General features: G+C 43.6%; 24 protein-coding genes. 1 reads left to right on the forward strand and 23 read right to left on the reverse strand.

Annotated elements, in window-relative coordinates; translation table 11 throughout:
* Position 1: 1 nt before the first annotated feature.
* The 23 genes from R2Q80_RS15470 to R2Q80_RS15580 all read right to left on the reverse strand — a co-directional run bounded on the left by R2Q80_RS15470 (position 2) and on the right by R2Q80_RS15580 (position 23,634).
* Complete coding sequence (locus R2Q80_RS15470; RefSeq protein ID WP_316800462.1) at positions 2–1,054, reverse strand: type III polyketide synthase; 1,053 nt, start codon at positions 1,052–1,054, stop codon at positions 2–4.
* Positions 1,051–1,758 carry a methyltransferase domain-containing protein gene (locus tag R2Q80_RS15475; RefSeq protein WP_316800463.1) on the reverse strand — a complete coding sequence of 236 codons (708 nt, stop codon included), beginning with the start codon at positions 1,756–1,758 and terminating at the stop codon, positions 1,051–1,053. The genes R2Q80_RS15470 and R2Q80_RS15475 overlap by 4 nt, the downstream gene beginning before the upstream one ends.
* A complete protein-coding gene (locus R2Q80_RS15480; protein WP_316800464.1) occupies positions 1,759–2,892 on the reverse strand; it encodes an NAD(P)/FAD-dependent oxidoreductase in 1,134 nt (377 codons plus the stop codon).
* A 52-nt stretch (positions 2,893–2,944) separates the two neighbouring features.
* Positions 2,945–4,426: an ArnT family glycosyltransferase gene (locus R2Q80_RS15485; RefSeq protein ID WP_316800465.1), complete on the reverse strand. Its 1,482-nt coding sequence runs from the start codon at positions 4,424–4,426 to the stop codon at positions 2,945–2,947.
* 331 nt (positions 4,427–4,757) lie between these two features.
* Entirely contained in the window at positions 4,758–4,940 is a 183-nt protein-coding gene (locus R2Q80_RS15490; RefSeq protein ID WP_316800466.1) for a YtxH domain-containing protein, read from the reverse strand.
* Positions 4,941–5,000: 60 nt separating this feature from the next.
* Positions 5,001–6,026 carry an NAD(P)H-quinone oxidoreductase gene (locus tag R2Q80_RS15495; RefSeq protein WP_316800467.1) on the reverse strand — a complete coding sequence of 342 codons (1,026 nt, stop codon included), beginning with the start codon at positions 6,024–6,026 and terminating at the stop codon, positions 5,001–5,003.
* A complete protein-coding gene (locus tag R2Q80_RS15500) occupies positions 6,004–6,276 on the reverse strand; it encodes a UBP-type zinc finger domain-containing protein (protein ID WP_316800468.1) in 273 nt (90 codons plus the stop codon). The genes R2Q80_RS15495 and R2Q80_RS15500 overlap by 23 nt, the downstream gene beginning before the upstream one ends.
* A 2-nt stretch (positions 6,277–6,278) precedes the next feature.
* Positions 6,279–7,523 (reverse strand): NAD(P)/FAD-dependent oxidoreductase, encoded by a 1,245-nt coding sequence (locus R2Q80_RS15505; RefSeq protein WP_316800469.1) that lies wholly within the window; start codon positions 7,521–7,523, stop codon positions 6,279–6,281.
* Between the two features lie 13 nt (positions 7,524–7,536).
* Entirely contained in the window at positions 7,537–9,732 is a 2,196-nt protein-coding gene (locus R2Q80_RS15510; protein ID WP_316800470.1) for a response regulator, read from the reverse strand.
* A 4-nt stretch (positions 9,733–9,736) separates the two neighbouring features.
* The gene (locus R2Q80_RS15515; RefSeq protein ID WP_316800471.1) at positions 9,737–10,453 is read right to left on the reverse strand and encodes a LytTR family DNA-binding domain-containing protein; all 717 of its coding nucleotides are present in this window, start codon (positions 10,451–10,453) and stop codon (positions 9,737–9,739) included.
* A gap of 165 nt (positions 10,454–10,618) precedes the next feature.
* A complete protein-coding gene (locus tag R2Q80_RS15520) occupies positions 10,619–12,301 on the reverse strand; it encodes a sigma-54 dependent transcriptional regulator (protein ID WP_316800472.1) in 1,683 nt (560 codons plus the stop codon).
* Between the two features lie 165 nt (positions 12,302–12,466).
* Positions 12,467–13,096, reverse strand: a complete 630-nt coding sequence (locus R2Q80_RS15525) for a TMEM175 family protein (protein WP_316800473.1) — start codon at positions 13,094–13,096, stop codon at positions 12,467–12,469.
* Positions 13,097–13,101: 5 nt separating this feature from the next.
* Entirely contained in the window at positions 13,102–13,716 is a 615-nt protein-coding gene (locus R2Q80_RS15530) for an alpha/beta hydrolase (protein WP_316800474.1), read from the reverse strand.
* Between the two features lie 3 nt (positions 13,717–13,719).
* Complete coding sequence (locus tag R2Q80_RS15535; protein ID WP_316800475.1) at positions 13,720–14,022, reverse strand: GNAT family N-acetyltransferase; 303 nt, start codon at positions 14,020–14,022, stop codon at positions 13,720–13,722.
* Positions 14,023–14,028: 6 nt separating this feature from the next.
* Positions 14,029–14,964 (reverse strand): ring-cleaving dioxygenase, encoded by a 936-nt coding sequence (locus R2Q80_RS15540; protein WP_316800476.1) that lies wholly within the window; start codon positions 14,962–14,964, stop codon positions 14,029–14,031.
* A gap of 35 nt (positions 14,965–14,999) precedes the next feature.
* The gene (locus tag R2Q80_RS15545) at positions 15,000–17,297 is read right to left on the reverse strand and encodes a histidine kinase dimerization/phosphoacceptor domain -containing protein (protein ID WP_316800477.1); all 2,298 of its coding nucleotides are present in this window, start codon (positions 17,295–17,297) and stop codon (positions 15,000–15,002) included.
* Position 17,298: 1 nt separating this feature from the next.
* Positions 17,299–17,988: a YoaK family protein gene (locus R2Q80_RS15550; protein ID WP_316800478.1), complete on the reverse strand. Its 690-nt coding sequence runs from the start codon at positions 17,986–17,988 to the stop codon at positions 17,299–17,301.
* Positions 17,989–18,000: 12 nt separating this feature from the next.
* On the reverse strand, positions 18,001–18,474 hold the full coding sequence (locus R2Q80_RS15555; protein ID WP_316800479.1) for a DNA starvation/stationary phase protection protein: 474 nt from the start codon (positions 18,472–18,474) through the stop codon (positions 18,001–18,003).
* Between the two features lie 26 nt (positions 18,475–18,500).
* Entirely contained in the window at positions 18,501–18,935 is a 435-nt protein-coding gene (locus R2Q80_RS15560; RefSeq protein WP_316800480.1) for a DoxX family protein, read from the reverse strand.
* A gap of 3 nt (positions 18,936–18,938) precedes the next feature.
* Positions 18,939–20,849, reverse strand: coding sequence for an amidohydrolase (locus R2Q80_RS15565; RefSeq protein ID WP_316800481.1), 1,911 nt, complete (start codon positions 20,847–20,849; stop codon positions 18,939–18,941).
* Positions 20,849–21,592, reverse strand: coding sequence for a M17 family peptidase N-terminal domain-containing protein (locus R2Q80_RS15570; RefSeq protein ID WP_316800482.1), 744 nt, complete (start codon positions 21,590–21,592; stop codon positions 20,849–20,851). The genes R2Q80_RS15565 and R2Q80_RS15570 overlap by 1 nt, the downstream gene beginning before the upstream one ends.
* An 11-nt stretch (positions 21,593–21,603) precedes the next feature.
* Complete coding sequence (locus tag R2Q80_RS15575; protein WP_316800483.1) at positions 21,604–22,983, reverse strand: alginate export family protein; 1,380 nt, start codon at positions 22,981–22,983, stop codon at positions 21,604–21,606.
* Positions 22,984–23,001: 18 nt separating this feature from the next.
* Positions 23,002–23,634 (reverse strand): hydrolase, encoded by a 633-nt coding sequence (locus R2Q80_RS15580; RefSeq protein WP_316800484.1) that lies wholly within the window; start codon positions 23,632–23,634, stop codon positions 23,002–23,004.
* 345 nt (positions 23,635–23,979) lie between these two features.
* On the opposite strand from R2Q80_RS15580, the gene R2Q80_RS15585 reads away from it, so the two are divergent.
* Complete coding sequence (locus tag R2Q80_RS15585) at positions 23,980–25,665, forward strand: sigma-54 interaction domain-containing protein (RefSeq protein WP_316800485.1); 1,686 nt, start codon at positions 23,980–23,982, stop codon at positions 25,663–25,665.
* Positions 25,666–25,669 lie beyond the last annotated feature (4 nt).

Below are 25,669 nucleotides of genomic sequence, written 5' to 3' on the forward strand. Positions count from 1 at the left end.
ATTACCACTTTAAAAGGATTCTCTGTGCCGAAAAACCCGGACCGAAACTCAGCATTAAACCGGTATCACCCGGAGCGGGATGGCTTTCCATATATTGCTCAAGTACATAAAGCACAGTTGCGCTGCTCATGTTGCCATATTGCCTTAATACGGATTTGGTCCGGTCGATATTTTTGCCCAGCTCACCAAAAAGTTCTTCCACCACCTGAATAATCTTCTTTCCTCCCGGGTGAAAAATAAGATGGTTAATATCAGAAATTTCTAATCCGTTTTTTGCGAGAAAAGGATGAATAATCTCAGGAAAATGGCTGGCAATGGTTTCAGGCACTTCCACATCTAGCACCATTTGAAGTCCGCTATCTGTGAGCTTAAAGCCCATCATATCCTCGGCCTCGTAAAAGTGGTACATTTCCTCGTCTACCACCTCCGGTCCCTGCTCTGATTCAGCTGAACTTAACAACACGCATGCCGCCCCATCTCCAAAAATTGCGGCACTCACAATGTTCGCCATCGAGAAATCATTGAGTTGAAATGTTGCCGTTGGTGATTCTACAGCCACTACAGCTGCTCTTTTACCGGGATTAGCCTTCAAAAAGTTTTTAGCATAAATCATTCCCGACACGCCCGCGGCGCAGCCCATTTCCGTTACCGGCAGCCGCACAATATCTTTCTTGAGGCCAAGGGAATTAATCAGGTAGGCATCCAGCGAGGGAATCATGATTCCGGTACAGCTTACCGTGATGATAAAGTCCAGGTCAGTAGCCTTCCAATCTGCCTTTTCGAGCGCGGCAGACAAACATTGTTTGCCGAGCTTAATGGATTCCCTGACATAGATGTCATTCCGCTTTTCAAAACTTAAATCAGAGAACACTTCTTCGGGTGCCATAATTGAGTACCGTTTATCAACGGCAGCACCCTCAAATATCTTTTTTACCTTTCTGATGAAACGCTCATCCTGCCCCGCTAACCACACATCCAGAAAAGGAAGGATTTCGGCAGTTGTTCTCGAGAATTGGGGTAAGGCTTTGCTTACTGTTTTTATTTTTACGCTCATCGTGTTTTTATTACCCATAAATATCTGAATGCCCATCGCCAGCCAATACTCGAATTAAAGTTCAAAGCCGCTGTATAACGCTGTAAATCTGCTCTTTTGAATCCCCTTAGAATGGAAACCAAACCATCCTCCCTCGACATGTGATTCAGCCCGAATACAAAACTCAATGCCGTAAAAAGCCGGTAGGCAATAGCACTCCGCTCCAGGTCATTCACCACAATACCTACGCATACACGCTTGCTTAGGTTTTTCAAAAGTGATAGGATCTCGCGATCAGAAAAGTGATGCAGGGTAAGTGTAAAAAGCAGGATATCGCATTCTTCATCGTTTGCCCTTTCATCAAAAATATCACTGCATTGGTAGTGGATATCCGGGTAATTTAAAGAACAGCTGATGGCATGTTCGATGGTGCATTTATTCGCATCAATCCCTTTCAATTCAAAATTAAGTTGATGTTTCCGGGCATAATCAGCCAGCATCCTGAGCATCGCCCCATTGCCGCAGCCAACATCCGTAATGCGTATTACCGCTGATTTATTCTTCCCCATCAGCATCCTGATCCCTTCCAGCGTGACTTTATTGCCCCCAAGTAGTTTATTGATGGCGGCGATTTTATCAAGCGCATCTGTCAGGATTTCACCTTCCATGGCAAAATCATCCATTATCTCTGGTGCAGTACTCCTGTATTTTGTATCTATTGGCATTTAGTTCGCTATTGATATTGGTTTTCCATGGGTCATTCTGATGGTGCCGGATAGCAAGGCAGGCATTTTAGTTAAAGCTGCTATCGCCAGCCTTTGCGTGGTGGTGTTATTGAAAACAGCAGACAACATTTTACCGGCAAGGAGTCTTCCATGAAAAAGTTTTGTCCATTGCTGGGTATATACTTTTTCAAAACACGCGCGTGAAATCATTTTATCTTGTAAAAATGCCGTGGTAAGCTCAGCGGCAATTTTGGCACCATGCATAGCCATGGCCATACCATTGCCGCATAGCGGGTGGATCAATGCCGCGCTATCACCAATCATAATGATATGCTCAAAAACAGGCTCCTTTTCATCAAAGCAAATCTGACTGATGGTAAGAGGTGCATCAAAGAGCAGTATGGAAGCTTTCAGAATATTTCTAAGCTGCCTGTTTTGATACATCACTTCCTCCTGATAGTCACCAATGTTTTTATAACGCTTACAGGTTTGATAGCTGGCCAGATAACAGATATTCAGTTTATCCTCTTCCACTTTCGACACGCCACAGTAGCCTCCGTTAAAATTATGCAAAGCAACCAGATCGGATGGAAATGTACCTTCGTAATGTGCTTTTACCGCCATATAAGGAGATTTATTCTGAATGAAATCCCGGTTTAAGGTTTTGTCAAGCGAAGATCGTTTACCAAAAGCGCCAAGAACTTGTTTTGCAGTGATATGCTTTCCCTGATTGGTTTCGACAGCAAAATGACTCTCCTGATAGCTTACACGGGTTACGGTATCTGCCAGTACGGAGCCCCCCCGTTTTAACAGTGTCTGATAGAGGAAATGATCCATCGCATAACGGCTTAAACCAAATCCCCCGAGTGGCAGTTTAGCGTTGATACACTTTCCTGTGACCGAAGTCACCTGTAAATTATGGATTGATGTTGGCTGCAGACTCTCAAAGGAAATGCCCAGCCAGGCTAGATATGGCAGTACTTCATTGGAAACATATTCTCCACAAACTTTATGATGGGGATAGCTTTTTTTTTCGATGAGGGTAACCTGGAATCCGTTTTTTTGCAGATGAAGCGCAGCAGTTAAGCCGGCCAGTCCGCCACCGATGACAAGGATTTCTGTTTCAATCTGCATTTGATGAAGTTAACAATTTCTCCCGCTTATTGTTCAATATATAAACTTAAAATCAATGAGGATAAAACTTCCGCATATCGTCCAGATATTTGTTCTGCAGGAGTAAGTTAGGTCGGGAAATCCTGTAAATGTAGAGCCCGTCGAGATGCGAATTTTCATGATGTAGCTGATCTAAACATACCACGTTAATACCGAAATTGCTGACCTTCTGTGGCGACATTCTGGTGAGGTAGAGGACGGTATGCGCCTGAAGGGTTTCGGGCGAATAGAGCAAAAAGCTATTATGTGCAGAAATTACCGGAGGCATAGCTGCTTTACCATAATATTTCAGTGCACCAGCGATAGCATAGTCTTCAGTAAGAATGCTTAGCTCTCCTTTTGCACACGGAAAGCTGTTCGAAATCTCCAGCACCGCTCCGGCGAACTGTTTCCAGCCAGTCATGTCTGCAAAGAATTGAGGGATATCGCCCGTCTTCCCATCTTCATAGCGCAGGGGGCGCGAAAACCTGGTATATTTAACCATATGCTGAATGTAGATTTTGCAAACCTCAACCGGAAACACCGGAATTACAACCGGTAAACTTAACACTGCAAAAAGGTAAAGCATCCCGACAAAAACGATGCCTAAGGGCTTTTTTAAGCGGTTAAGCAGAATTTCCCAGCACTGGCCTCCTGCCGCAAAGAAAATCGGAAATATCCCTAACCCATAGTACAGTTTGCCTTTTAGCAGGGCTAGTAAAACCATCAGCAGCAAAAAGGAAGCGCACCAGATTCTGCCTCTCTCTTCAGTTTTTTTGTTGAACAGTAGCAAAAGAAATCCTGCCGACCATACCGCGACCCCTGCCCCATGGAAAAAGAAAAGCTGAAACAGGTAATCTGGAATATCAAATGAAAGCATGGACGACCCCACGGAATAAACATAGTGGAAAGCCGGAAACCCGTGAATCAGTTGCCAGATCAGGTTTGGCGTAATGAGCAGCATCAACAACAGCAATGGCCGGATCAGTTTTGCAAACACCGCACGGAATTGCCTGAAGGAAATGGTAAAAAAAGTAAAGCTCAGCAATCCCGAATAAAGAAGGATACTGTATTTATTGAGTAGCCCTAGTCCCAGTGCAAAGGCAGCCAGGTACAGGTATTTTTGAAGCTTTGTTTTTTCGTATGCAACAATACTAAATGTTAACAGTGTCCAGAAGAACACATCAAACACCACGGGTTGAAGCAGATAGGATGTAGCCAGATAGGCCGGTGAACAGATAATGGTTGAACAGGCAATAATGATGGCCAGTTTACCACCACCGAGATAATACGTAATGTATCCTGTCAACATTACTGTAAGTGCAGAAATAAAGCAAGGCAGGATCCGAAAGCCATATGTGGATGATCCAAAACAATATTCAGATATTCGCGCCACCCAGGTTACAAAAGGTGATATATCCGGGTAGCCCCACTCAAAGTGTTTCCCAAGTTCGATATAGTAAAGCTCATCAGCATGGAAACCATACTCACCTAACCCTATTATATGGATAAACAACTTTAAAAAACCGAAGATGAGAATGAGGAAAAAAATATTTTCTGCCTTTGTTTGCTTGCCAGTGAATAACATTACCTATGGTAACAGGCTTAAGGCGAAATAGATTTGGGTATTTTTAAATGAGCAGTTAAAATCCTCTGGGACGCATTATCATATTTTCACTGCTAAATTAAAATTTTCCAAAACAAAATGAATCACGCTGCGTTTATAATCTGAACCCGGGGTGGTTTCCGGAATTCATTAGTTTGGTTGGTTAAAATGGGGAACATCTTTGATGGTCCCCATTTCTTTTTTCCCAGCCGTTGCCGGTCAACATGATGATTCCCACCAGCTAAACCTGCGGCAATCTGCCTGCCCTGATATCTTCAGTGGCTACTTTGGCTTTCTCAATATATTCCGGAACCTGCTCTTTGATTTTCTCAAAATTGGAAGTTCCTAATACATCCTTTTTAGTCAGGTACTTAATACCTTCAAATATCGCAATACCGATAATGGCGTTTCTAATAAATCCCATAGCTTTATGTTTTCTAATGTAACCCCTCTTATTCGCGAATGTTTTAGCAATTGTATATTTTTAACGCACCAGCACTATTTTTCCGGTATGCATACTGCTTTCCAGCGTCCGATGTGCTTCAGCAGCATCGTTAAACAAAAAGGTCTCAAAGATGACAGGTTTAAACTTCCCGGCTTCGATTAGTGGCCAGATATGTCGTTTAATCTGTGCGGTAAGTTCTTGTTTGAACGCATATTCCCTGCTCCTGAGTGTACTGCCGGTAATGGTTAAACGCTTTATCATTACTTTCCAGATATCCAGTTCAACATGTCTGCCATTAACGGCATTAATGTGCACCAGTCTGCCTTCCGGTTTCAGGATATTGACATTTTTACTCAGATAATCTCCGCCAACCATATCCAGGATAACATCAACACCCTCCTCTTTCAGTTCAGTTTCAAAATCCTGTGTTTTGTAATTAATATATGAATCAGCGCCTAACTCAATACAATTCTGGCCTTTCTCATCCGAACCTACCGTAACCACCACCGGCGAACCAAGCGCTTTAGCCAGCTGAATAGCTGTGATGCCAATGCCACTACTTCCGCCATGAACCAACAAACGTTCACCAGGCTGTAGTGCAGCTCTTTGAAATACGTTCGACCATACGGTGTAGATGGTTTCTGGCAAACTCGCAGCTTCTGCGAAGCTCAGGCCTGCTGGTATAGGCAAACATTGTCCCTCACCTACGGCTACATATTCTGCATATCCGCCACCGGCCAGAAGCGCACAAACCTCATCGCCTACCTTAAAGTCTTTCACCTCAGGCCCACATGCGGTCACTACACCCGAAACTTCCAGCCCGGGAATTTCAGCAGAAACTCCTGCCGGAGGAGGATAATTTCCTTCCCGCTGGGCTACATCAGAACGGTTTAACCCTGCAGCTTTAACCGCAATCAGCACCTGATCTCCCTGAATAGCCGGTGTGGGTTGTTCCTGTTCCTGCAGCACTTCAGGCCCGCCGTATGCTGTAATCACTATTGCTTTCATTTCTATTTCTTTAATAATGGATGCCTCAGTTCCTTTAATATTCTGCCATTTCATCATCGATATAGCAATACAACCACCTTTCTCCGGGTTCCGATGAAACCACCACAGGATGTTTCACATTCCTGCAATGGTGCGACATGTGTTGCATTGGCGATGAATCGCAACACAAAGTAGTGCCACAGGTTTGGCAGGTGCGCAGGTGCACCCAATCGGTTCCATCTTTCACACACTGTTCGCACACCCTTTCTTTGGCTGTTTTTAATTCTTTGATAGCCAAAATATGGCTGCATACCTGATAATTCTCCATGCTTATAATTTTGATAAATACTGGTGAACCTGAGTAACCGCCATTGCCCCTTCACCAACAGCAGAGGCCACTCTTTTTACGGAATTAAACCGCACATCCCCGGCAGCAAACGAGCCCGGAACACTGGTCTCCAGATGGTAAGGTGGCCGGTCGGCATCCCAGCACATTTTATACTGGTCCAGATTAACAAGATCGTTTCCAGTATAAAGATAGCCATTCTTATCCCTGCAAATCGCCGTCTCCGAAGCCCAATCCGTATTTGGCTTTCCACCTATACAAATAAAAAGCTTTGAAGTGTCGTGCCAGGTTTCAGTTCCATCCTGCCTGTTTACAATTTTGATACGTTGTAAATAATCATCACCTTCCAGTTCAGCTACCTCCGCATGGTACAAAACAAAGATATTACTAATGGCATCGATTCTTTGAATCAAATATTCGGAAATGGTATCTGCCAGGTTGCCTTTTCTGATCACCATAAAAACCCGTTTGGCAAAACCCGAAAAATAAGTAGCAGCCTGCCCGGCAGAGTTTCCGCCACCAACAATATACAGGTCCTTATCCTGACAAAAGAAAGCTTCGCTCGCACCTGCCCCGTAATAAACACCCTTATGAAAAAATCTTTCCTCATCCGGGAGATTCAGCCGTGCATATTCTACCCCTGTAGCGCAAATATTTGCCTTCGCCACCAGTTTCTCCCCCGTGGCAAAGTCAACATGTATCCTGTTGTTATAAAAAGTACCTTTAACACCTTCTTTTAACAGTAAAATCTCCACTCCGAATTTCAATGCCTGCTGCCTGGCCCTCTCGGCTAAGTTTGCTCCGGAAATTCCTTCAGGAAAACCTAAATAATTTTCTATCAGGGAACTGGTACCCGCCTGTCCGCCTATGGCCTCACGCTCAATAAGGATGGTTTTTAATCCTTCAGATGCCGCGTAAACCGCAGCACTTAATCCCGCCGGACCAGCACCATAAATTGATAAATCGTATTCTGTATATTTAGGTTCGGTGATCCAGCCCAGATTACAGGCAATTTCTTCAAGGCTTGGGTTTACAATTATTCTGCCATCCGGAAATTCTATCACCGGATGTTTATCAGGATTATTGAAAGAGGTTATGCCTTGTCCCCAGCCTAAATCATCGTGAGAAATATCGAACCATTCAAAATCTACAACGCTCCTTTTTAAAAAATCCCTGATCGGATAAATTTCAGGAGATTCTGGTGTACCGTAAAGCTTTAATTTATTCATACCAGTTAATTACTTATTTTAAACTTTTAAGATATCCTTCTGCCTCTTTAACTGCCCCCTTACAAATCATTTCAAGTGCTGAAATTAGGGGTTCAAAATGCCTTTTATCATTCTCCGGAAATTCCAGCTGATCTAAAACATGAACGGTCCGTTCCAACAATCCCATAATGGCAAGAGTAGTACGCAAACTGTGGGCTATTTGTTTGATTTTTTCATAATCTTCTGCCTTAAGTGCCTGCTGCAAACTGATCATATCTTGCGGAATCCTGCTTACGAAATGTCCGGTAACTTTCCTCTCATAGAATACGTTTCCTTTACCGATGTCTTTCAGGTAATCCAAATCCAGATAAACAAACTCTTGTTCAATGCCTTCATCAGCATTAGCTTTCACCGTTACTTTTTCAATCAGCGCCAGTAGCTCCTGCTCATTAACAGGCTTCGAAATATAATCATTCATACCCAGATTGATACACTTTTCACGCTCACCCGACATGGCATGAGCGGTCATCGCAATAATAGGTATCTCAGATTTCAGTTCCGTACGCAGGTGTATCGTTGCCGAATATCCATCCATTTCCGGCATTTGAATATCCATCAATATCAGGTCGAAGGTACCAGCCTTTACCTGTTCTATCGCCTCGATACCGTTAGAAGCAATGGCAAACGAAAAACCCCAGTAGCCCAGTATGTTGACCATCAGGTCCTGATTCATTACATTATCGTCAACAATCAGAATATGTACGGTGCTCCCGATCCATTCAGGTTCAACCACTTTATATCTCACTACATCCACGCCTGATGTATCATCAGCGATGAGATAAGGAATTTCAAAAGTAAAGGTCGTCCCTTTACCCAGGCTGCTATCCACTTCAATGGTACCCTTTTGAATATCCAGTAAATCTTTAACAATAGATAAACCCAATCCCGTTCCCCCGTAGTTCCTGGTGATGGAATCATCTGCCTGATTAAACCGCTCGAAAATCCGCTCCAGTTTTTCCGACTCAATGCCAATACCCTCATCTGAAACCCTGAATTTAAGGGTAATGGAGTTATGGGCAGCCGATGAAATGGAAACAGCAGTATTCAATGCCCCTTTTTCGCTGAACTTGAGTGCATTTCCCAGCAAATTAACCATAATCTGTGTCAAACGGGTAGCATCGCCGGTTAAAATATCCGGAACGTTTTCATCTATCTGTGTGGAGTAACGAAGTCCTTTTGATTTTACACGCTCAGAAAAAAGCACCTCAACTGAATGCAAAAGGCCGCGAATGCTGAATGATTTGTTTACAATACGCATCATTCCGGCCTCAATTTTGGAAATATCCAGAATATCATTAATAATAGCCAACAGGTTTTCTCCAGCCTGTTGTATAGAGGTAATGTAGTGCTGAGATGGTTGACTAACATTTTGCCGCCGCAACAACGTAGTAAAACCAAGGATGGAATTGAGCGGTGTTCGGATTTCATGGCTCATATTAGCCAGAAAGTTCTCCTTAATGCTTAAAGCCTGCCGGGATGTTCTTTCCGATTCGTTAAGCTGATTGATGAGCAAAGTTCTGTTTCTAAACTGACGGGTAATAAACCAGCAAAGGGTGGCTCCGCTCAAAAGCAGCAGCACAATTAAGGCAGTACCATAGGCCTTTGCTTTTTGTCCGCTTTCGTTAATTTTCCTGGTCAGCGCCTGCATGCGCTCTTGCCGGCTGTTGTAAATCTTGTGGGTGGTTCCGGTAATCTCATCAGAAGTGATGCGGGCTTGCGGATTTCCGATGGAGGTGGTGTCATTCATTCTCCCCGTCCTCCGGTAAAGATCCATTAAATGATGTTTGGTATTTACCTTTTCCTGGGCAAGAAAAGCCAAACGCTCCAGATATCGTTTAATTGCGGGCTCTTCACTCCCATTATCAAGAGAATCCAGATACATACTCACCGCCTGAATTTTACTTTCCACCCCTTCCAGGTGTGTCGTGTCATCCGTAGCAATGGCAGCCCTGATCCTGCTTTCTACACCTAAAATATCCCGGTCAATTTCCCGTAAATGATTACTCGTGCGCAATTCATCTAAAAGCTCCTTGTTGCCCTCAATTAATGTATTCATATTTCTGGAGGAACTGTACTGCACCAGCACCAGCAAGCCCATAGCAACCAAAAAAGCAGAGAAAATCAAGTAGTTGAAACTGCTGTCCGGCATCAGTGATTTATTCTTTTCCATATCGCTAAATAATGTTCATCGTCCGGTTCAGGTTTTTTCTGTAGCGCTCCGCAATTGGCAAAAAGCGACCTTTAATAACCAGTCCTCCCTCCTGCAAGGTGTCAATATGCTGAAGTGATACAATGTACGACCGGTGAATGCGAATGAATTTGTTTTTGGAAAGCCGTTCTTCAACAGATTTCAACCGCGTATGAATAGCGTAGAGTTTATCAGTGGTGTGAAATTTTACATAATCACCCATCGCCTCTGCATACAGAATATCGTCAACACCCACACGGCGCACAACGTTACTGTCGCGGACAAAAATGAATTCGTCGTTGGCCAGCTCTACATGTTCCGATCTGCTGCTCAATATAGCTCTGGCCTTATCAATGGCTTGTAAAAAGCGTTGCGAAGAAAATGGCTTTACCAGGTAATCGGCAATATTAAGATCAAAAGCCTCAAGGGCATAATCTCTGTTCGAAGTGGTAAAAATAATCAGGTTTCCCTTATTGCTGAGGTTTTTGGTGAGCTCAATGCCGGTCATTCCGGGCATTTCGATGTCGAGCAGAATCAGGTCAACCGGATTGTTTTGAAGGTAGTTGTAAGCCTGAAGGGCGTCTTCACAGTCATTGAGGACTGCTAAATCGTCCACCTGACTGGCGAGCATGATCAGGATTTCCCGTGCAATGGGATTATCATCAACAATGATGCATGTTATTTTCTGTCCGTTTGATATCATTGAGGTGGCGGTAAATTTGATTGGTTACGATCTGAGCGAAGCATAAAGCAAGAATAATACCCCGCAACAACCACCTAATAAACAGTATCTTAAACTTTTACGCCAACAAAATCAATTACGCTATTTCGTTAATTTACGCTCGCAGAATCCGGATATCGTGATCAATCAGATCACGTGCTTTTTCGACAAACCCAGTCGCTTGATTTTAGAATTCAGCGTAGTGGCAGGTACCCCCAGCAGCTTCGCTGCTCCGTTCTGTCCGGATATTTTTCCACCACACAATTCCAGAACGGCAAAAATATGGTCACGTTCATTCTCGAAGATCGTTTTTACGCCGGCAACAGCGGGCACAGATTGATCTGTAACACCCGGTATCGTTACTTTCCGGATCATCGCACCCTGAGCCATCACCGCTTCCCGTTCTATTACATGCTCCAACTCCCGTACATTTCCGGGCCAGCTGTATGCCATCAGCGTAGACATGGCTTTCTTTGAAAAACCAGCAAAGGGACGGTGTGATTTTTCGCTAAATCTTTCCAGAAAAAAGTTCGCAAGTAGAGCAATATCCTCTTTTCTGCTTCGCAATGGTGGCAATGAAAGCGGAAAAACATTCAGTCTGTAATATAAATCTCTTCTGAAATTCCCGGCTTCTACCTCTGCTAACAGATTTCGGTTGGTAGCAGAAATGATCCGCACATCAACGGGAATCGTGGCTTTGCCGCCAACCCGCTCTATTTCTCTTTCCTGTAGTACCCGAAGCAGTTTCACTTGTAGATCAAGCGGTAGCTCACCCACCTCATCCAAAAAAATAGTCCCCTTATCCGCCTGTTCGAATTTGCCGATCCGCCGCTCAGTAGCGCCGGTAAAACTGCCCTTTTCGTGCCCGAAAAGTTCCGATTCAATTAAATTTGGCGGAATGGCAGCACAATTTACCTTAATTAAAGGTTTTTGGCTCCTGCCAGATTCATCATGTATCGCTTTCGCGAACAGCTCTTTGCCTGTACCTGTTTCACCTAAAATCAAAACGGTGGTTTCTGATCCGGATATGCGATGGAGCAATCGGTAAACTACCTGCATCTCAGCGCTTACGCCCACTATTTTAGGATGCTTGTAAACTTCAGTCTCTTCACTCAGGGAATACAACAGATAGCCAGCAAGCGTTTCGTTTAATTGCTCAACTTTCCGCTCCAGATGCCTGATTTTTTCTTCATACTGTAGGCTTGCCCGGTGCTGATCAGCTTCATTAGAAATGCTTGTGGCGGTACCCGCTAACTGCTGACCTGTTCTACCGGTCACAGCAAGTAATCCGGCAATGAAATCGGCAATATTGCAACAAAAAGTCAACCCCTCCCTGCTCAATTCCCGGTTATGGTTATGTAGCTCGAAAGTCCCCAGCATTTTTCCTTCATGTTCTAAAGGAATGTAACAGTGAAAATGGTATTCGGTATGATGATTGCTTAAACAATGATTCTCTCCGAAATCATCTATCCAGTCCTGACGGGATTTAAGAACCGGAAAGTCGAAACCGGCAATCTCCCGGGTGATTAAAGATAAGCTAACCGGGTTGGAAATACTTTCTATACAGGATATTTCACCCGAAACTGCTTCTGTAAGGTATGCACGCGTGATGTGATCGGTTTCCTCATTGTAAAGGATTAATGCCCCGCAATCGATAGAAAATAATGGATGTAATTTTGAAAAAATGCCCAGAAGTAAATCCTGTAAACGGAAATGCTTCTCCGGCGCCGCCAGCGAACCCGCCAGTGCCTCAAAATAAGCCGAAGAGCGGTTCGGAACCTCGTTTTCACTTAGCTGTGTGGAATTAAAATCTGTCTCTCTTTTCATCATCCTGGTTTGTTTGTGCAAACGCCGGAATTCAAAGAACATGCCAGAGCTTATAAACTGGCCTCAGGCCATCGCAAGGCAAACATTATCCAAAAATCAATCACGATATTTCGCCAAAAGACGATTTTTAAAACGAAATATGGTAGGTAAAAACCCTGGTCACAGAAATTATACTGGATCGGAAAAAGCAGTAAAGTTAATTTTCTTTGAGGAAGCTGCCCAGAAAATCCACAATAAAACACAGATGGCTAAAGCCAGGTCCGGATAAAAGAAGGAAACGATAAAAGCAAACAGATACGTTGGGAAACCATACCGGTAATTGTTGCGGAGTTTGGCTATGGCTGCATCACTGATTCCCGGACGCAGAAGCGAATGATCGCTGCTGGCCTGCTGCCATAATAAGTTAAAAGCAATATTAATGGCCACAAACAATCCCGTGTAAATGGTTACCGAAAGCTGTTTGGAATCAGTTAAGTAAAATTTTGCCAGCAATGCACTGGGATAAGACACAAGCGAAACCAGGAACAAAATCAGCCCGTTGGCAAACATAAGCCCTGTGTTTCGCTTGTAAATCTGTTTAAAAATTTTGTGATGATTCACCCAGATGATGAAAATACTGAAAAAGGAAATGATAAACGCAATATAGCCCGGCCACTGCAGTTTTAGGGCTTCCAGCAGTTGTACAGCATGGTTCCCTCCCTGCAAATCCGGGATATGTAAATCCAGGACCAGCAGCGTAACGGCTATTGAAAACACCCCGTCACTAAACGCCTCTATCCTGCCAGTTTCCTTTTCCATATCAATCACTGTTTGAAAATCAATTTATTCACCTGTGCAATTTCTGCCTTGCTGATGGTATGGCCCATGTTTTCATAAATAATCTCTGTTACATGTGCACCCATATCCTCTAATACGATGGTCGTTTCTTTAACCCTTGATACCGGAACGTGCATATCCGGATCACTGCTTCCAATGAAAACCGGCGTGCCGTCGAAATTGCCATGATAATTGCGATGATCTACCTGCGCTCCAATCAAGCCTCCTGTAAACGCAGCAACACCGCCATAACGGGCAGCATTGGATGCTACAAAATCAAGGGTTAAACAAGCACCCTGAGAAAAACCAAGGAAATATAACTGATCTTTGGAAAAACCCTCGCCTTCCAGATACGTTACAGTATCTTTTATTGTCTTCAATGCCAGAGATAGCGCAGGTTCATTAGCTCCCCTGTTGGCTAAAAATGATTGCGGATACCAGCTGTTGCCATCCGCCTGAGGAGCAATCAATGCATAACCAGATACATTTAAATGCGCTGCAACCGTTAGGATGTCCTCCGCCCTTCCGCCACGGCCGTGAATCATAATTAATACTTTATCTGCCTCAGCCAGGCTTTTTCCTGCTTTTATCATATTTTTCATGAGCTATTCTTCGTTTACTTTGTTCCAGATATCCCTGTATAAATCTTCATGCCTTTTGAATTGCATATGAACATAAGGACACATCGGGATGACCATTAACTGATTATTGCGGACATATTCAACCATTGCATCAAGCAACAGTTTGGCATAGCCCTTGCCTTCTTTAGAAACATCTACTTCGGTGTGATATACGGTAAGGTTGGTGCCCTCGATGTCGAAAATCATTTCACCAACTTTTCCATCTTCATCGTAAACGTCAAATGAACTCGGTTCACCTTCCTGAATATTTAATTTGATCTCTGCCATTGTTTCTTAGATTAATTTTGGAAGTAATTTATCTAAATCTTCGCGTAAATGCTCATGCTGATGCGGAAGTTTTAAATGCGTGCCCAGTTCATTCAACGGCTCATCTACAGTAAAACCCGGATTTTCGGTCGCAATTTCAAATAGGACGCCGCCTGGCTCACGGAAATACAAGGAGTAGAAGTAATCGCGGTCTATCTTTGGCGTAATCTGCAGGTTTTTACTTAAAATCTGCTCCCGAAGCTCCATTTGGATGTCTTCATTTTTAACACGAAAAGCAACATGGTGATTGGTACCGGCGGCATTTCTGCCACGAACACCAGACGGAACCTCCAGCAAATCGACAATCGCGGCGTTCTCTACCGTATCCGTAATAAAACGATAGCGGTTTCCTTCCTGCGCAAGCAACCGGTAACCAAATAAATCTGTCAGCAATTTAGCTGTTTCATCAATACTTTGTAAAGTAAGGGTGGTACTGTGAAATCCCCTCGTGGCGGTATCCTGTTTAATATCGTTCGTTTCCCATGGCATTCTGCTGTCTGCTTTGGTTGGTACAATCAAACTTAGCGACAGTCCGTCCGGATCTTTAAAGGCCAGTACCTGTTCTCCAAAACGCTCTGTAATTTCTTTGGTTTTAACATTTGCATTACCAAACCTCGATAACCAAAAGTCGTGGCTTCCCGTTGGAACTGAATAACCAATTTCCGTGGCCATACCAACGCCTTCAGTACCCGCACCAATACCATCCCACGGAAAAAAAGTAAGAATGGTTCCTGCCGATCCTGTTTCATCACCATAATACAGGTGATAAGTTCCCGGATCATCGAAGTTGACCGTTTTTTTAACCAGCCTCAAGCCCATTGTTTTAGTGTAAAAATCGAAGTTCTGCTGTGCATTCCCTGCAATCGCAGTAATGTGGTGCAATCCTAAAATATTATTGTTCATCTATTCAAAAATTTATTGTTAACTATTTTCGTTGTCTATTTTTCCAAAGCACTGTCAACCGCCTCAAATGCCATTTCATTTTGCCTGGTGAAACTGATCTCCAGCCTAAGCCCGTCATCACGCTTCATTTCAAATGATCCATTGAGCTGAAGGCTCAGTCCGTTCATTAAACTCATGCCCAGTGATTCTGTATCTTCAGGATCAAAGTCAACCGGCAGGCCTATTCCGTTATCTGCAATGATGAGTTTACAACATTTGTTTTCCATGGCCACAAACTGAATCATCACTTTTCCTGTTCTTCCATCCGGAAAAGCATATTTAATGGCGTTAGTGATGGCCTCATTAAGGATCAATCCAAGGGGCACCGCTTGTGCAACATCCAGCTTCAGCTCATCAGTAACCAGCTCAAACCTGATTTTCTTTTCCGTACCAAAACATTCAATCATGTATTCCACCAGTTCTTTGATATACCACTTCATATCAATTTCAGCCAAATTATCCGATTGATAAAGCTTCTGGTGAATGAGCGACATGGCATGCATCCGGTTCTGACTGTTTCTGATGGCCACCAGCGCATCTTCATTGTCTAAATAGGCCGACTGGGTGTTCAGCAGGCTGATTACAATTTGAAGATTGTTCTTCACCCGGTGGTGTATTTCCCGGAGCAGCCATTCTTTTTCGCCGAGTATTTTTCTGAGTAGCTCATTCTGTGCGTTTATTTCCCTTTGTTTTTGTTCTAAAACCTGATTGCTGCGCTTCTTTAAACGGTAACGATTGTAAAGTAAACCCACAAATAAGGCGGCAATAAATAAACCGGCGGTAAAAAGATAACGCACCCGCTCGTCGTTCACTATTCTCACCCGCTGCAATTGATTTTTTTGATGCAGCAAAGCGATATCTTTATCCTTTTTCTCGGTTTGATATTCGATTTCCAGACCAGAAATCTGCTTGTTCTTTTCGTTGTTCCAGATCGAATCCGTAAGTCGCTTGTAGGTTTTATAATGTGCAATGGCACTCCAGGGTTTGTTTAAAGCCGAATCCACATTGAACCACAGCCGGTGTAACTGCGCCAGCGCCAGTAAATTTTTCTGTTCCAGGCTCTGTTTTTCATGTGCTTTTAAATATTTTTCTGCATCTGCAAAATTCTTATCATGAATCAGCTTCCGGATAATACTACGGTAAAGAAAAATCTGGTTAGGGTCATTCGCAGCTAAATCGTGATGAAAATGAAGCAGGGTATTGAAATAAGGGGCGGCCTCATCATACTTCTCAACATCATAATAGGTGTTAAACAACAGATAAGGAATTCTCACCTTCATCTGTATATCTGTTGGAGGGTATTTCCGCTCCATTTCCTTTAATGCACTAATCCCCTCTTCAAAACGCTTCATTCTTACCAGCAGGCTCGCCAGATTAGCGATTACAGTTTGCATATATCCGGCATCCTGGTAGCTCGCTGCTATCGCCCGGGCTTTAGTCCAGTATTCAAGCGTCTTCTCATCGTTGCGCAAATAGTAATAGGTTAAGCCCAGATGATTGGCAATCGAACTTCTTTGTAAACTGGTGTCCGCCACCTGGTCAGCAGTCTTTTCGGCCAGCAAGCCGTATTTAAGCGCGCTGGAGTAATTACCCAAACCGACATTGATGATACACATATTGTTATAAACACCCTGCAACTCGGCATAACCGAATGATTTATACACCACCAGTGCCGAATCCATCAGCTTAATGGCATGATCGGGCTGTCCTTTAATATTGTAATAATCACCAAGGTTTTTAAGAGAATTGCCTACCTCAAGTTGGTTTCCTGTCTCACGGTACAGGGCCAGGGCTTTTTCGTTATAGGCAATTTTAGTTTCCAGGCCCTGCCCTTCATTACTGTACAAATCCCCTATGGCGCCATATATCCCGGCCAGTTGATCATTCAAATGCTCAGCCTTGGCCAAAACAATAGCTAATTCAAATTCCTTCCTGCTGGCAGCCCTATTCCCCATTTCCCGAAGAATATTCCCCCTCAAAATCATACTTTTTGCTACACCTTTCGGGTACTCAATCTTGGCTGCCAGATGATTTGCCTGTTGCTGCAGCTCCATAGCATGAAACAAATCAGCTTTGATCTCTCCCGGAAGATTAAGATAATAACTACCCAGATCTATCGATAGGTCAACCTTCTTTTCAGTCTGCCCCAGCCGCCGGAGCTGAATTTCCGCAGCATCAGCGGCTGTTTTTGTCCTGATGCCCTGTCCGCTCACCAGAACAGGGCTGATCAGGATAAAATGTACAAACAGCAGACTGACCTTCATCGTGAACATTACTTTTCTGATTTTCCGCATATCAGGACTTAATATCTTCAGCAGAAGATCGGGTACTGTAATAGCAAATGATCATGGCAATACCAGGTACCAATATACCTGGCAGTCCGAAAAGCTGTCCTGTCCACGCACCCAGTAAACAACCCAGTAAAAAACCACCAAGTGTAATCAGCCCTTTGTTGATGCCCGAAAGAAAAGCAGCATCTTTAAATCCTGAATTGCAAAATGACCTGATGTCCAGTGCAAACTGGGTCACGTTTCCGGTCATCATGGTAGTCGGGCCAAAAGTTTCCTTTGCGTAAAGCTTTCCAAATGCATTTTGCAGCCCCATGGCAAATACCACAATCATCGTAACCAGATACATCGGCCAGGTGATATCGCCATTGTCGATATAACCAAGGAAATAGGCAATAATCCCAGCAAGCAATAAGATCGTACCTTCACATAGCAGGAGAAAATGCCGGTTTGCAAACCTCGCCGATATCCACCCACCAGCCATTACCGAAAGCATGTAAACAGGAAAAGTAAGCAGCTTGATCCAGGCATCGCCATCCGTGGTTTTGATCATCTGATAAGCAAATACAATAAAGTTTCCTGTAACATGCGCAGAGAAAATTTTATCTGCCGCAACAAATGTTAACGCATCGCAATAGCCAGCTATAATCGTTAATACAAAGGTTACAAACCAGATATTATGCTGTTTTTCTTCCATTTTCTTTTTTGTTTATGATAAATGTGCCCTTAACATCCACGCCATGGTTTCATGCGTTTCCATTAGGCCGGTAATGTAATCGCTTGTTCCGGCATCTTTCAATGCACCAGCGTAATTATTGATGTTATCTCTCAGATGAATGAGAATACTTTCGTGATCAGCAAGTAAGATTTTGATGTAGGTTGCTGAATCATTTTTACCGCGATCATCTTCAGTTAAGTGTGTTAACTCCAGAAATTGTTTAAGCGATGCAGGAGCATAGTGGCCCAGCTTGCGGATACGTTCCGCTACCTCGTCAACAATCTGTCCAAGCTGTGTGTACTGCGCTTCAAAGAATTTGTGTTTGTTGTAAAAGTCCGGTCCTTCTACATTCCAGTGTGCTTTTCTTGTTTTAGTATATAAAACGTATTCGTCCGCAAGGATTTTGCTTAATGAATGGGCAACCTCAGCAAGGTGGGCTGCACTGATACCAATTTTAGCTTCCATAATTTTTGTGATTTAATATTAAAGTGTTAATTAAAAAATGTGTTGAATAAATAATGATCTATAGCGTGTGTACCGGGACCAATAGCCCATAAAAAGAGCATAGCCAGGGTGTACATATAAGGCACGTCCCTTACCTCAACTGAATCTTTCCGGTGCACCACGAAATAACCTATTGCGGTTACGCCAATTGAAGGCAACAAAAACAGCCTGGTTCCGAAGCCTAAAATAACCAGGAACGGCACCACAGTATCAGAAAAGGTAGCCACTAAACCATTCAGCTTATCGGGTAAACCCAAAGGGTTCGGAACATGCTCCTTTTCGCCGTTTTGAACACGAAACTTCTTCATTCCATGCACCCTGAACAGTTCGAGCATCAGCAGCACCCTGAAACAAAGTACGGCCCAGTTATTAATATCTGATCCTAAATCAGAAAAAAGCAGGTATTTGATGATATTTTCCATAATCTAAAAAGCAAAACATGAACATCCCAGTGCACCCCAGAAAGCGGTGTAATTATTTACCGGCAGGTTGCTCGTTCTAACGGCATCGTGACGGTGCTGGTGAACATTGCAGCTACCCACACACGAATGTACCTTGGCTAAAACCGATGCACCGCTTGCACCTGTGGCTTTGCCCTGCAGATTGCCTTTATGCGTTGCAGGGGAATAGTATCCGTTATAGTTGTTGGTAGGCGACCAGTCTGGAAGGATTGGGATTTTTGGCGGCGAAAATGAAGAAAAATCTCCCTTGGCATAAACGATCTTCCCATCAACAATGGTCAAATCAGATTCTATACTTTTAATCTCCTCTTCGGCAACTTCAAAATAGTCTTGATTTAAAACCGCAAGGTCAGCCAGCATTCCTGCTTCAATATCGCCCTTCTTTTGTTGCTCGTTAGAAAACCAGGCACTACCTCTGGTGTAAAGTTCCAGGGCAGTTGCCCTGCTCAGCACGGTTTCTTCATTGTAGATTTTTAATCCGCCAACAGTCTTACCCGCCGTTAACCAGAATATCGAAACCCATGGATTGTAGCTGCTTACCCTGGTGGCATCAGAACCACCACCCACAGGTACTTCCATTTCCAGCATCTTTTTAACCGGTGGGGTTTCCAGCGCCGCTTTAGCTCCGTAACGATCTGTAAAGTACTCACCCTGATAGGCCATTCTGCTTTGAATAGCGATACCGCCTCCCAGCGCTTTCACACGCTCAATATTGCGTTCATCAATCGTTTCTGCATGGTCAAAAATCCAGGGTAGTCCTGCAAAAGGAATATCCTGATTTACTTTTTCAAAAACATTTAAAAACCGGCTAATACTTTCATTGTAAGTGGCATGCAGTCTGAAAGGCCATCTTTTTTCCACCAGCAAACGCACCACGCGCTCCAGTTCGGGCTCCATGTTGTCTCCAAGATCTGGCCGGGGCTGAAGAAAATCTTCGAAATCAGCAGCCGAAAATACCAGCATTTCGCCTGCCCCGTTGTGGCGGTACATATCATCGCCCTGATAAAGCTGCACGGTATTGGTCCAGTGATCAAAATCTTCAAACTCCTGTTTTGGCCTTTGCGTAAACAAATTGTAGGCAATGCGGACTGTAAGCTGTTTTTGCGCATTTAACTCATCAACAACTTTATAGTCATCCGGAAAGTTCTGGAAACCTCCACCCGCATCAATCACGCTGGTAATTCCAAAACGGTTTAATTCTGTCATGAAATGACGGGTAGAATTCACCTGGTGTTCATGCGAAAGTTTTGGTCCTTTAGCCAGCGTTGAGTATAAAATCATCGCATTCGGACTCGCAATAATCAATCCTGTAGGTTCGCCCTTCGAATCCCGCTGAATTTCCCCACCCGGAGGCGCCGGCGTATCTTTGGTATAACCAACTGCTTTTAGTGCAGCACGGTTCATAAATGCACGATCATATAAATGGAGAATGAAAACAGGGGTATCTGGTGCAATCGCATTGATTTCTTCCAGTGTAGGCATCCGCCTTTCAGCAAACTGAAATTCCGACCAGCCCCCTACCACACGTACCCATTGTGGCGATGGGGTAATATCAACCTGCTCCTTCAACATCCGCAACGCATCAGCCAGTGAAGGCACGCCATCCCAGCGCAACTCCAGGTTAAAGTTCAATCCCCCGCGAATCAGGTGGATATGCGAGTCATTAATCCCCGGAACCACCCTCCTTTTATTCAGGTCTACCAGTTTCGTATTGGAGTCTGAAAAAGCCATTACATCCGCATCATTGCCAATAGCAAGGAATTTTCCGTCCTTTATCGCAACAGCGGTTATTTCTTCTTTGTGTTTAGCAATGGTATGTATTTTACCATTGAACAAAATCATATCTGCACCCATCGTATATTGGTTTTGATTCATTAATTTTTTAGGGCCGAGATAGCCTCTTGTATGCCTTCGCCTGCTGTAGTGAAAAAGGCAGGACCTGCCAGAAGAATCACCTTCGAAACGGGCGTTACCTTTACCAATTGTTTTTCTTTAAGCCAAAGTTGTGCGCGGTAAGCTTCGAAAATTCCTTTTACCACGTTTCCGGCAACGAGGGCCGTTGGGGAGTCAATTCCCGCATCTTTAAGGTCGCTGGCGAAAGAAAAATTGCTTATGCCAAGTTTCAATGCTTCCCTCATCGCCACACTCCCGATGCCCGTCATCAGTTCAGGAGTAAATTTATTTCTGTCGCCCAGGCCAATTAACAGCAGGTGTTTACTGCCAATGCTACCTTTTGGTGGGGTAATCAACAGGGTTTCGTTGGGATGCCCGGCAAACTTACCGCCCTTGCGGATAGCCGTCAGCAAACCCTTCATATCCTGATCCAGGTGGAGCAGCCCGTTTAATGCCGGCGGAAGTGCTGGCGGGGAATTGAAGATATCCCCTTCCGTATATTCAAACACGCAGGCAACCTGCAAATCGCTTACCTGTGCCGATGGTCCCTGAACCACACCTTCAATGGCAACCCCGTCAACCGTGCCCCAAACTTTTGCGGTTCCTATAGCGGTTGTTGCCTGTGCAAATGCCGATAATCCCGAAACGGAAATAAAAAATATAATTACCGAAATCCTGAGCTGTTGAATAAGCGATGCTGACGGTAAAGTGAACTTGTTTTTCATATTCTTAATGATTAAAATTTGTATGATACCTGAGCGTTGAAAAATTTAGAGTTGTCCCACATGGGAACAGTATCTTTGATGAAATCACCAACCCTGAAATATTGTCCTCCAATACTAAAAGAAAGGTGATCATTGTACTTATAATCTGCACTGAGCAGATAGGTGTTACCGATAAAACGATGACCCGAAGGTGAGCCAGCAGTATTAAAATTTCCACCCGGGCGGTAAATGCCGTCGTTTAACGAATATCTCCAGTTGAAAACCACGTCTGCCTGAACGGTTAATCTTTCCGTTGGATTGAGGGTAACGTAAGGATGTAAGTCAATCAGATTAGACGGTCCGATCAGCGGATTGAAGCCAAAATAACCGCCTTTTGGATAGAGTGGATTAAAGGTTTGCAACTTGCCGTCCCCTGCTTTTCTATCGCCCGAGATATAGTCGTTCCGCAGGTTAATTGTTGGTTTAAGCCTGCTTTTGTCAAAAATATAGCCGAGTTCTATGGCCATTGTCCAGGCATTGATCGGCCCATTCCCGAAACGCCCGAGCTGATAAGCCGCCTCCAGGTTATAGATAAATCCACTACCACTTTTCCAGTAACGTGTGGCAAAGGTATGCCTCAGCTCTTTTTCAATACCCTCTTCAAACTCGCTATCATCACGCCTGATACCTAAATAATAGAAGTCGAAGTTTCCACCTTTCTGGATATTGAGGTTGGAATAAGCACCCCAGAGATTGGCCTGATGGCTTGGGCGATTGTCAAATACACCAAAATTAACTTCATCAGCTTCCAGCACGAAGGCATCTACTGTAAAGCGCGGCCGTGCGTACATCAGTTTCGCCCCGGTAAAATACTGCCTCACTGTTGTTCCCTCCCTAACAGATATCAACCTGCCTGATCCATAGTTAATCTCCTGTCTCCCGATTTTTACGGATAACTGATTCAGCGAATCCCTGATCAGCCTGTACTCAGCAAAAAGGTTTTGCACAGCCAGCTGGTCTTCATCTACCGGAGATGGCCCATACTTGCTTCCATGCTCAAGCGCACTGTTAACCTGGGCGAAAAACCGAAGCCGTTCTCCGATATTCAGATCTGCATAAAGCGAATAGCGTTGTAAGAAAGAATAATTAAAGCCCTGATCCTTAATCCAGTCTTCGTTGATCCTGCCGCCAATCTCCTCCCGGATCTCTCCACCAAAAGTGAAATAAACTTTTTTGCTGGCTGAAAGTGGCAGAAACTTTAGTGTGTTGTATAAGTTTCTGCCTGAATCTTTCAGATTGCTATAATCCTCATCGTAGCGCATCAGCCTGATACCCTGGCCAGATGCTGTTGCTACAAAAAAGCAACAACACACAGCCACAACTATTGCCAAATAAGGATTCCTCTTGCTCATCTTTATACCGCCTGAGGATTAGTGTTTGATCATTTGGTGTGCGTACTGAATTCCAATTCCATAACCGGCACCATATTTTTTCATCAGATTGGTTACCGGAACATAAGTTTCAGTTCTCGCCCAGTCTCTTTGTAGCTCAAGTATATACTGAACTGAAGTAACTGGTTTTACACCCGCATGCACCATACGTTGTACTGCTCTTTCATGAGCTTCGTTACTCACGTCGCCGCACGCATCAGTGATTACAAATACATCATAACCTTCAGCCATCGCAGATAAAGCCGGACCAACGATGCATACACCTGTCCACAAACCTGCCAGCACTAACTTTTTCTTGCCTGTACCGGTTATTGCTTTGTAAGCAGGTCCGTCTTCCCAGGTATTCATTGAAGTTCTGTCGATATAACCTGAAGTAGCCTTAGGATAAAATTCTTCAATTTCAGGAAATACAGGGCCTGCAAACGACTCTTCAGCTACCGTTGTCACAATAGTAGGCACATTGAAAATTTTAGATGCCCCACAAATAATAGCCACATTGGTACGTAATTCCGTAATAGAAATACTTTTTGTAGCAAAAGCCATTTGACCTTCAAAATCGATTAATACTAATGCGTGATTTTCTGGGGATAATAAATCTGGTGATGGTTTCATAATTAAATTATTTTTTGTTTATCTCCAGTTTCCAAGAAACATACCAGCACGTAAATCACTATACAACAATTACTTGCAAAAATATTTTAGAATTTTATCTGACTATATATCGTTGATTTACGAATCCGATGTTTTTTGTTATCCTGCCGGATAGCAGGAAAAGGCCACTTACATCACTGTTGATAAAAAGCGGATTAACGAAATGAAAAGAACAGAAACATCAACCTGAAAAACACAACAAAACACTTATAGTCAGCACATAACATAAATACCTGGCGAAATTTCGTTAGCATTTTTTTACGAATCACAAACCAATATCCGGCTGATAAAGCTTACTTTAGCCGGATGGAAAGAATTAGCAATTTAACTGAGCTTGAAAATCTGGAGAATGCTAACATCCCCAACCACGCAGAACAAAACCTCCGGCCTGCACTGCTCCTTAAAAAACTTCAGCAAAAAGAACGGGAAAATGAAGTGCTATTGTCATTAAGCAATTCAATTGCATCCATCAGAAATAAACTTGACCTCTTCGAGGTCATCGACAAAAAGCTCAAAAAGCTGTTTGACTTTGATGATTTTGTCATCTGTTTAATCAACGATGATCTGGAAACACACAGTGCCTTTGTGTATAATCAGAAAGAAGATTTCCTTAAAACTGCCGGCATTCCGCCCGAATCATCAAAAAAATATACACTGGATGATGGTATGTGCAGGGCTATGATTGCAGCAGAACAACCCATTGTTTTCGACGTTGAAGAAGCACTTACCTGGAAGGATGCACCTGCCTGGCTTCCTTTCTGGCATAATAAAGGGATCCGGGAAATGATCGGACTTAAAATGATTGATGCCAATGGCTGCATTGGTTTCTTTTATTTATACTCCAGAAACGTTAATTCCATCTCCAATATATATTTCGATCTGCTCTACGGAATTTCGCTGCAAATTTCAATCGCCATATCCAATATCATCGCTAATGAAAAAATTGAACGGCAGCTTTCTGAAATCAATGAATACAAACAAAAACTGGAAGATGAAAAAAGCTTCCTGCAGGAAGAAATAAAGCATAAATATCATTACGATGAAATCATCGGTCAAAGCCAGTCGCTAAAGGGAATCTTCCACCTGATTGAACATGTGGCGCCATCCGACAGTACTGTACTGATTTCCGGTGAAACCGGCACAGGAAAGGAACTGATTGCCCGGGCCATTCACCAGTCCTCTCCTCGCCAGCAAGAATTAATGGTAAAAATCAACTGCGCCGCACTCCCCCCCAGCCTTGCAGAAAGCGAGCTTTTTGGTCATGAGAAAGGAAGTTTTACAGGCGCTACCGAGCGCCGCGTTGGTAAATTTGAACTGGCACACAACGGAACACTCTTTCTAGATGAAATTGGCGAATTCCCACTCGAACTTCAGGTAAAACTGCTCAGGGCATTACAGGAAAAGGAAATAGAACGAATCGGTGGCAAAGGGGTAATTAAAACCAATGTACGGATTGTTGCGGCAACCAACAGAAATCTGCTGAAAGAAGTAGAAAAAGGCAACTTCAGGGCCGACTTATACTACCGGCTCAACGTATTTCCAATTTCCCTCCCGCCCTTGAGAGAAAGGCCGGATGATATTCCATATCTGGCTACACACTTTATTGAGCGCATTGCCAGGAAAACCGGAAGGCAGGTCAACGCGATTTCGAAAAGTGCATTGAATAAATTAATGATCTATCCCTGGCCAGGTAATATCCGCGAACTGGAACACCTGCTCGAACGCAGCATCCTCTTGTCGTCAGGTAATATTCTAAAAGAAATCCATCTCCCAAAAGTAGACAGGAATGAAACAGCCGCTAATGGAGCTGAACAAAAAATCAAAACCATTCACGAGAATGAGCGCGACCACATACTATCAATATTGAAACACTGCAAGGGTAAGATTTCTGGCATGGGTGGGGCTGCAGAAGTACTAAACATCCCGGCCACAACCCTTAATTCCAAGATCAAGAAATTCAAAATAAAAAGGGAACATATCCTGAACAAGTAATCGC

It is taken from the genome of Pedobacter frigidisoli, from assembly GCF_032678525.1.
Classification (GTDB): domain Bacteria; phylum Bacteroidota; class Bacteroidia; order Sphingobacteriales; family Sphingobacteriaceae; genus Pedobacter; species Pedobacter frigidisoli_A.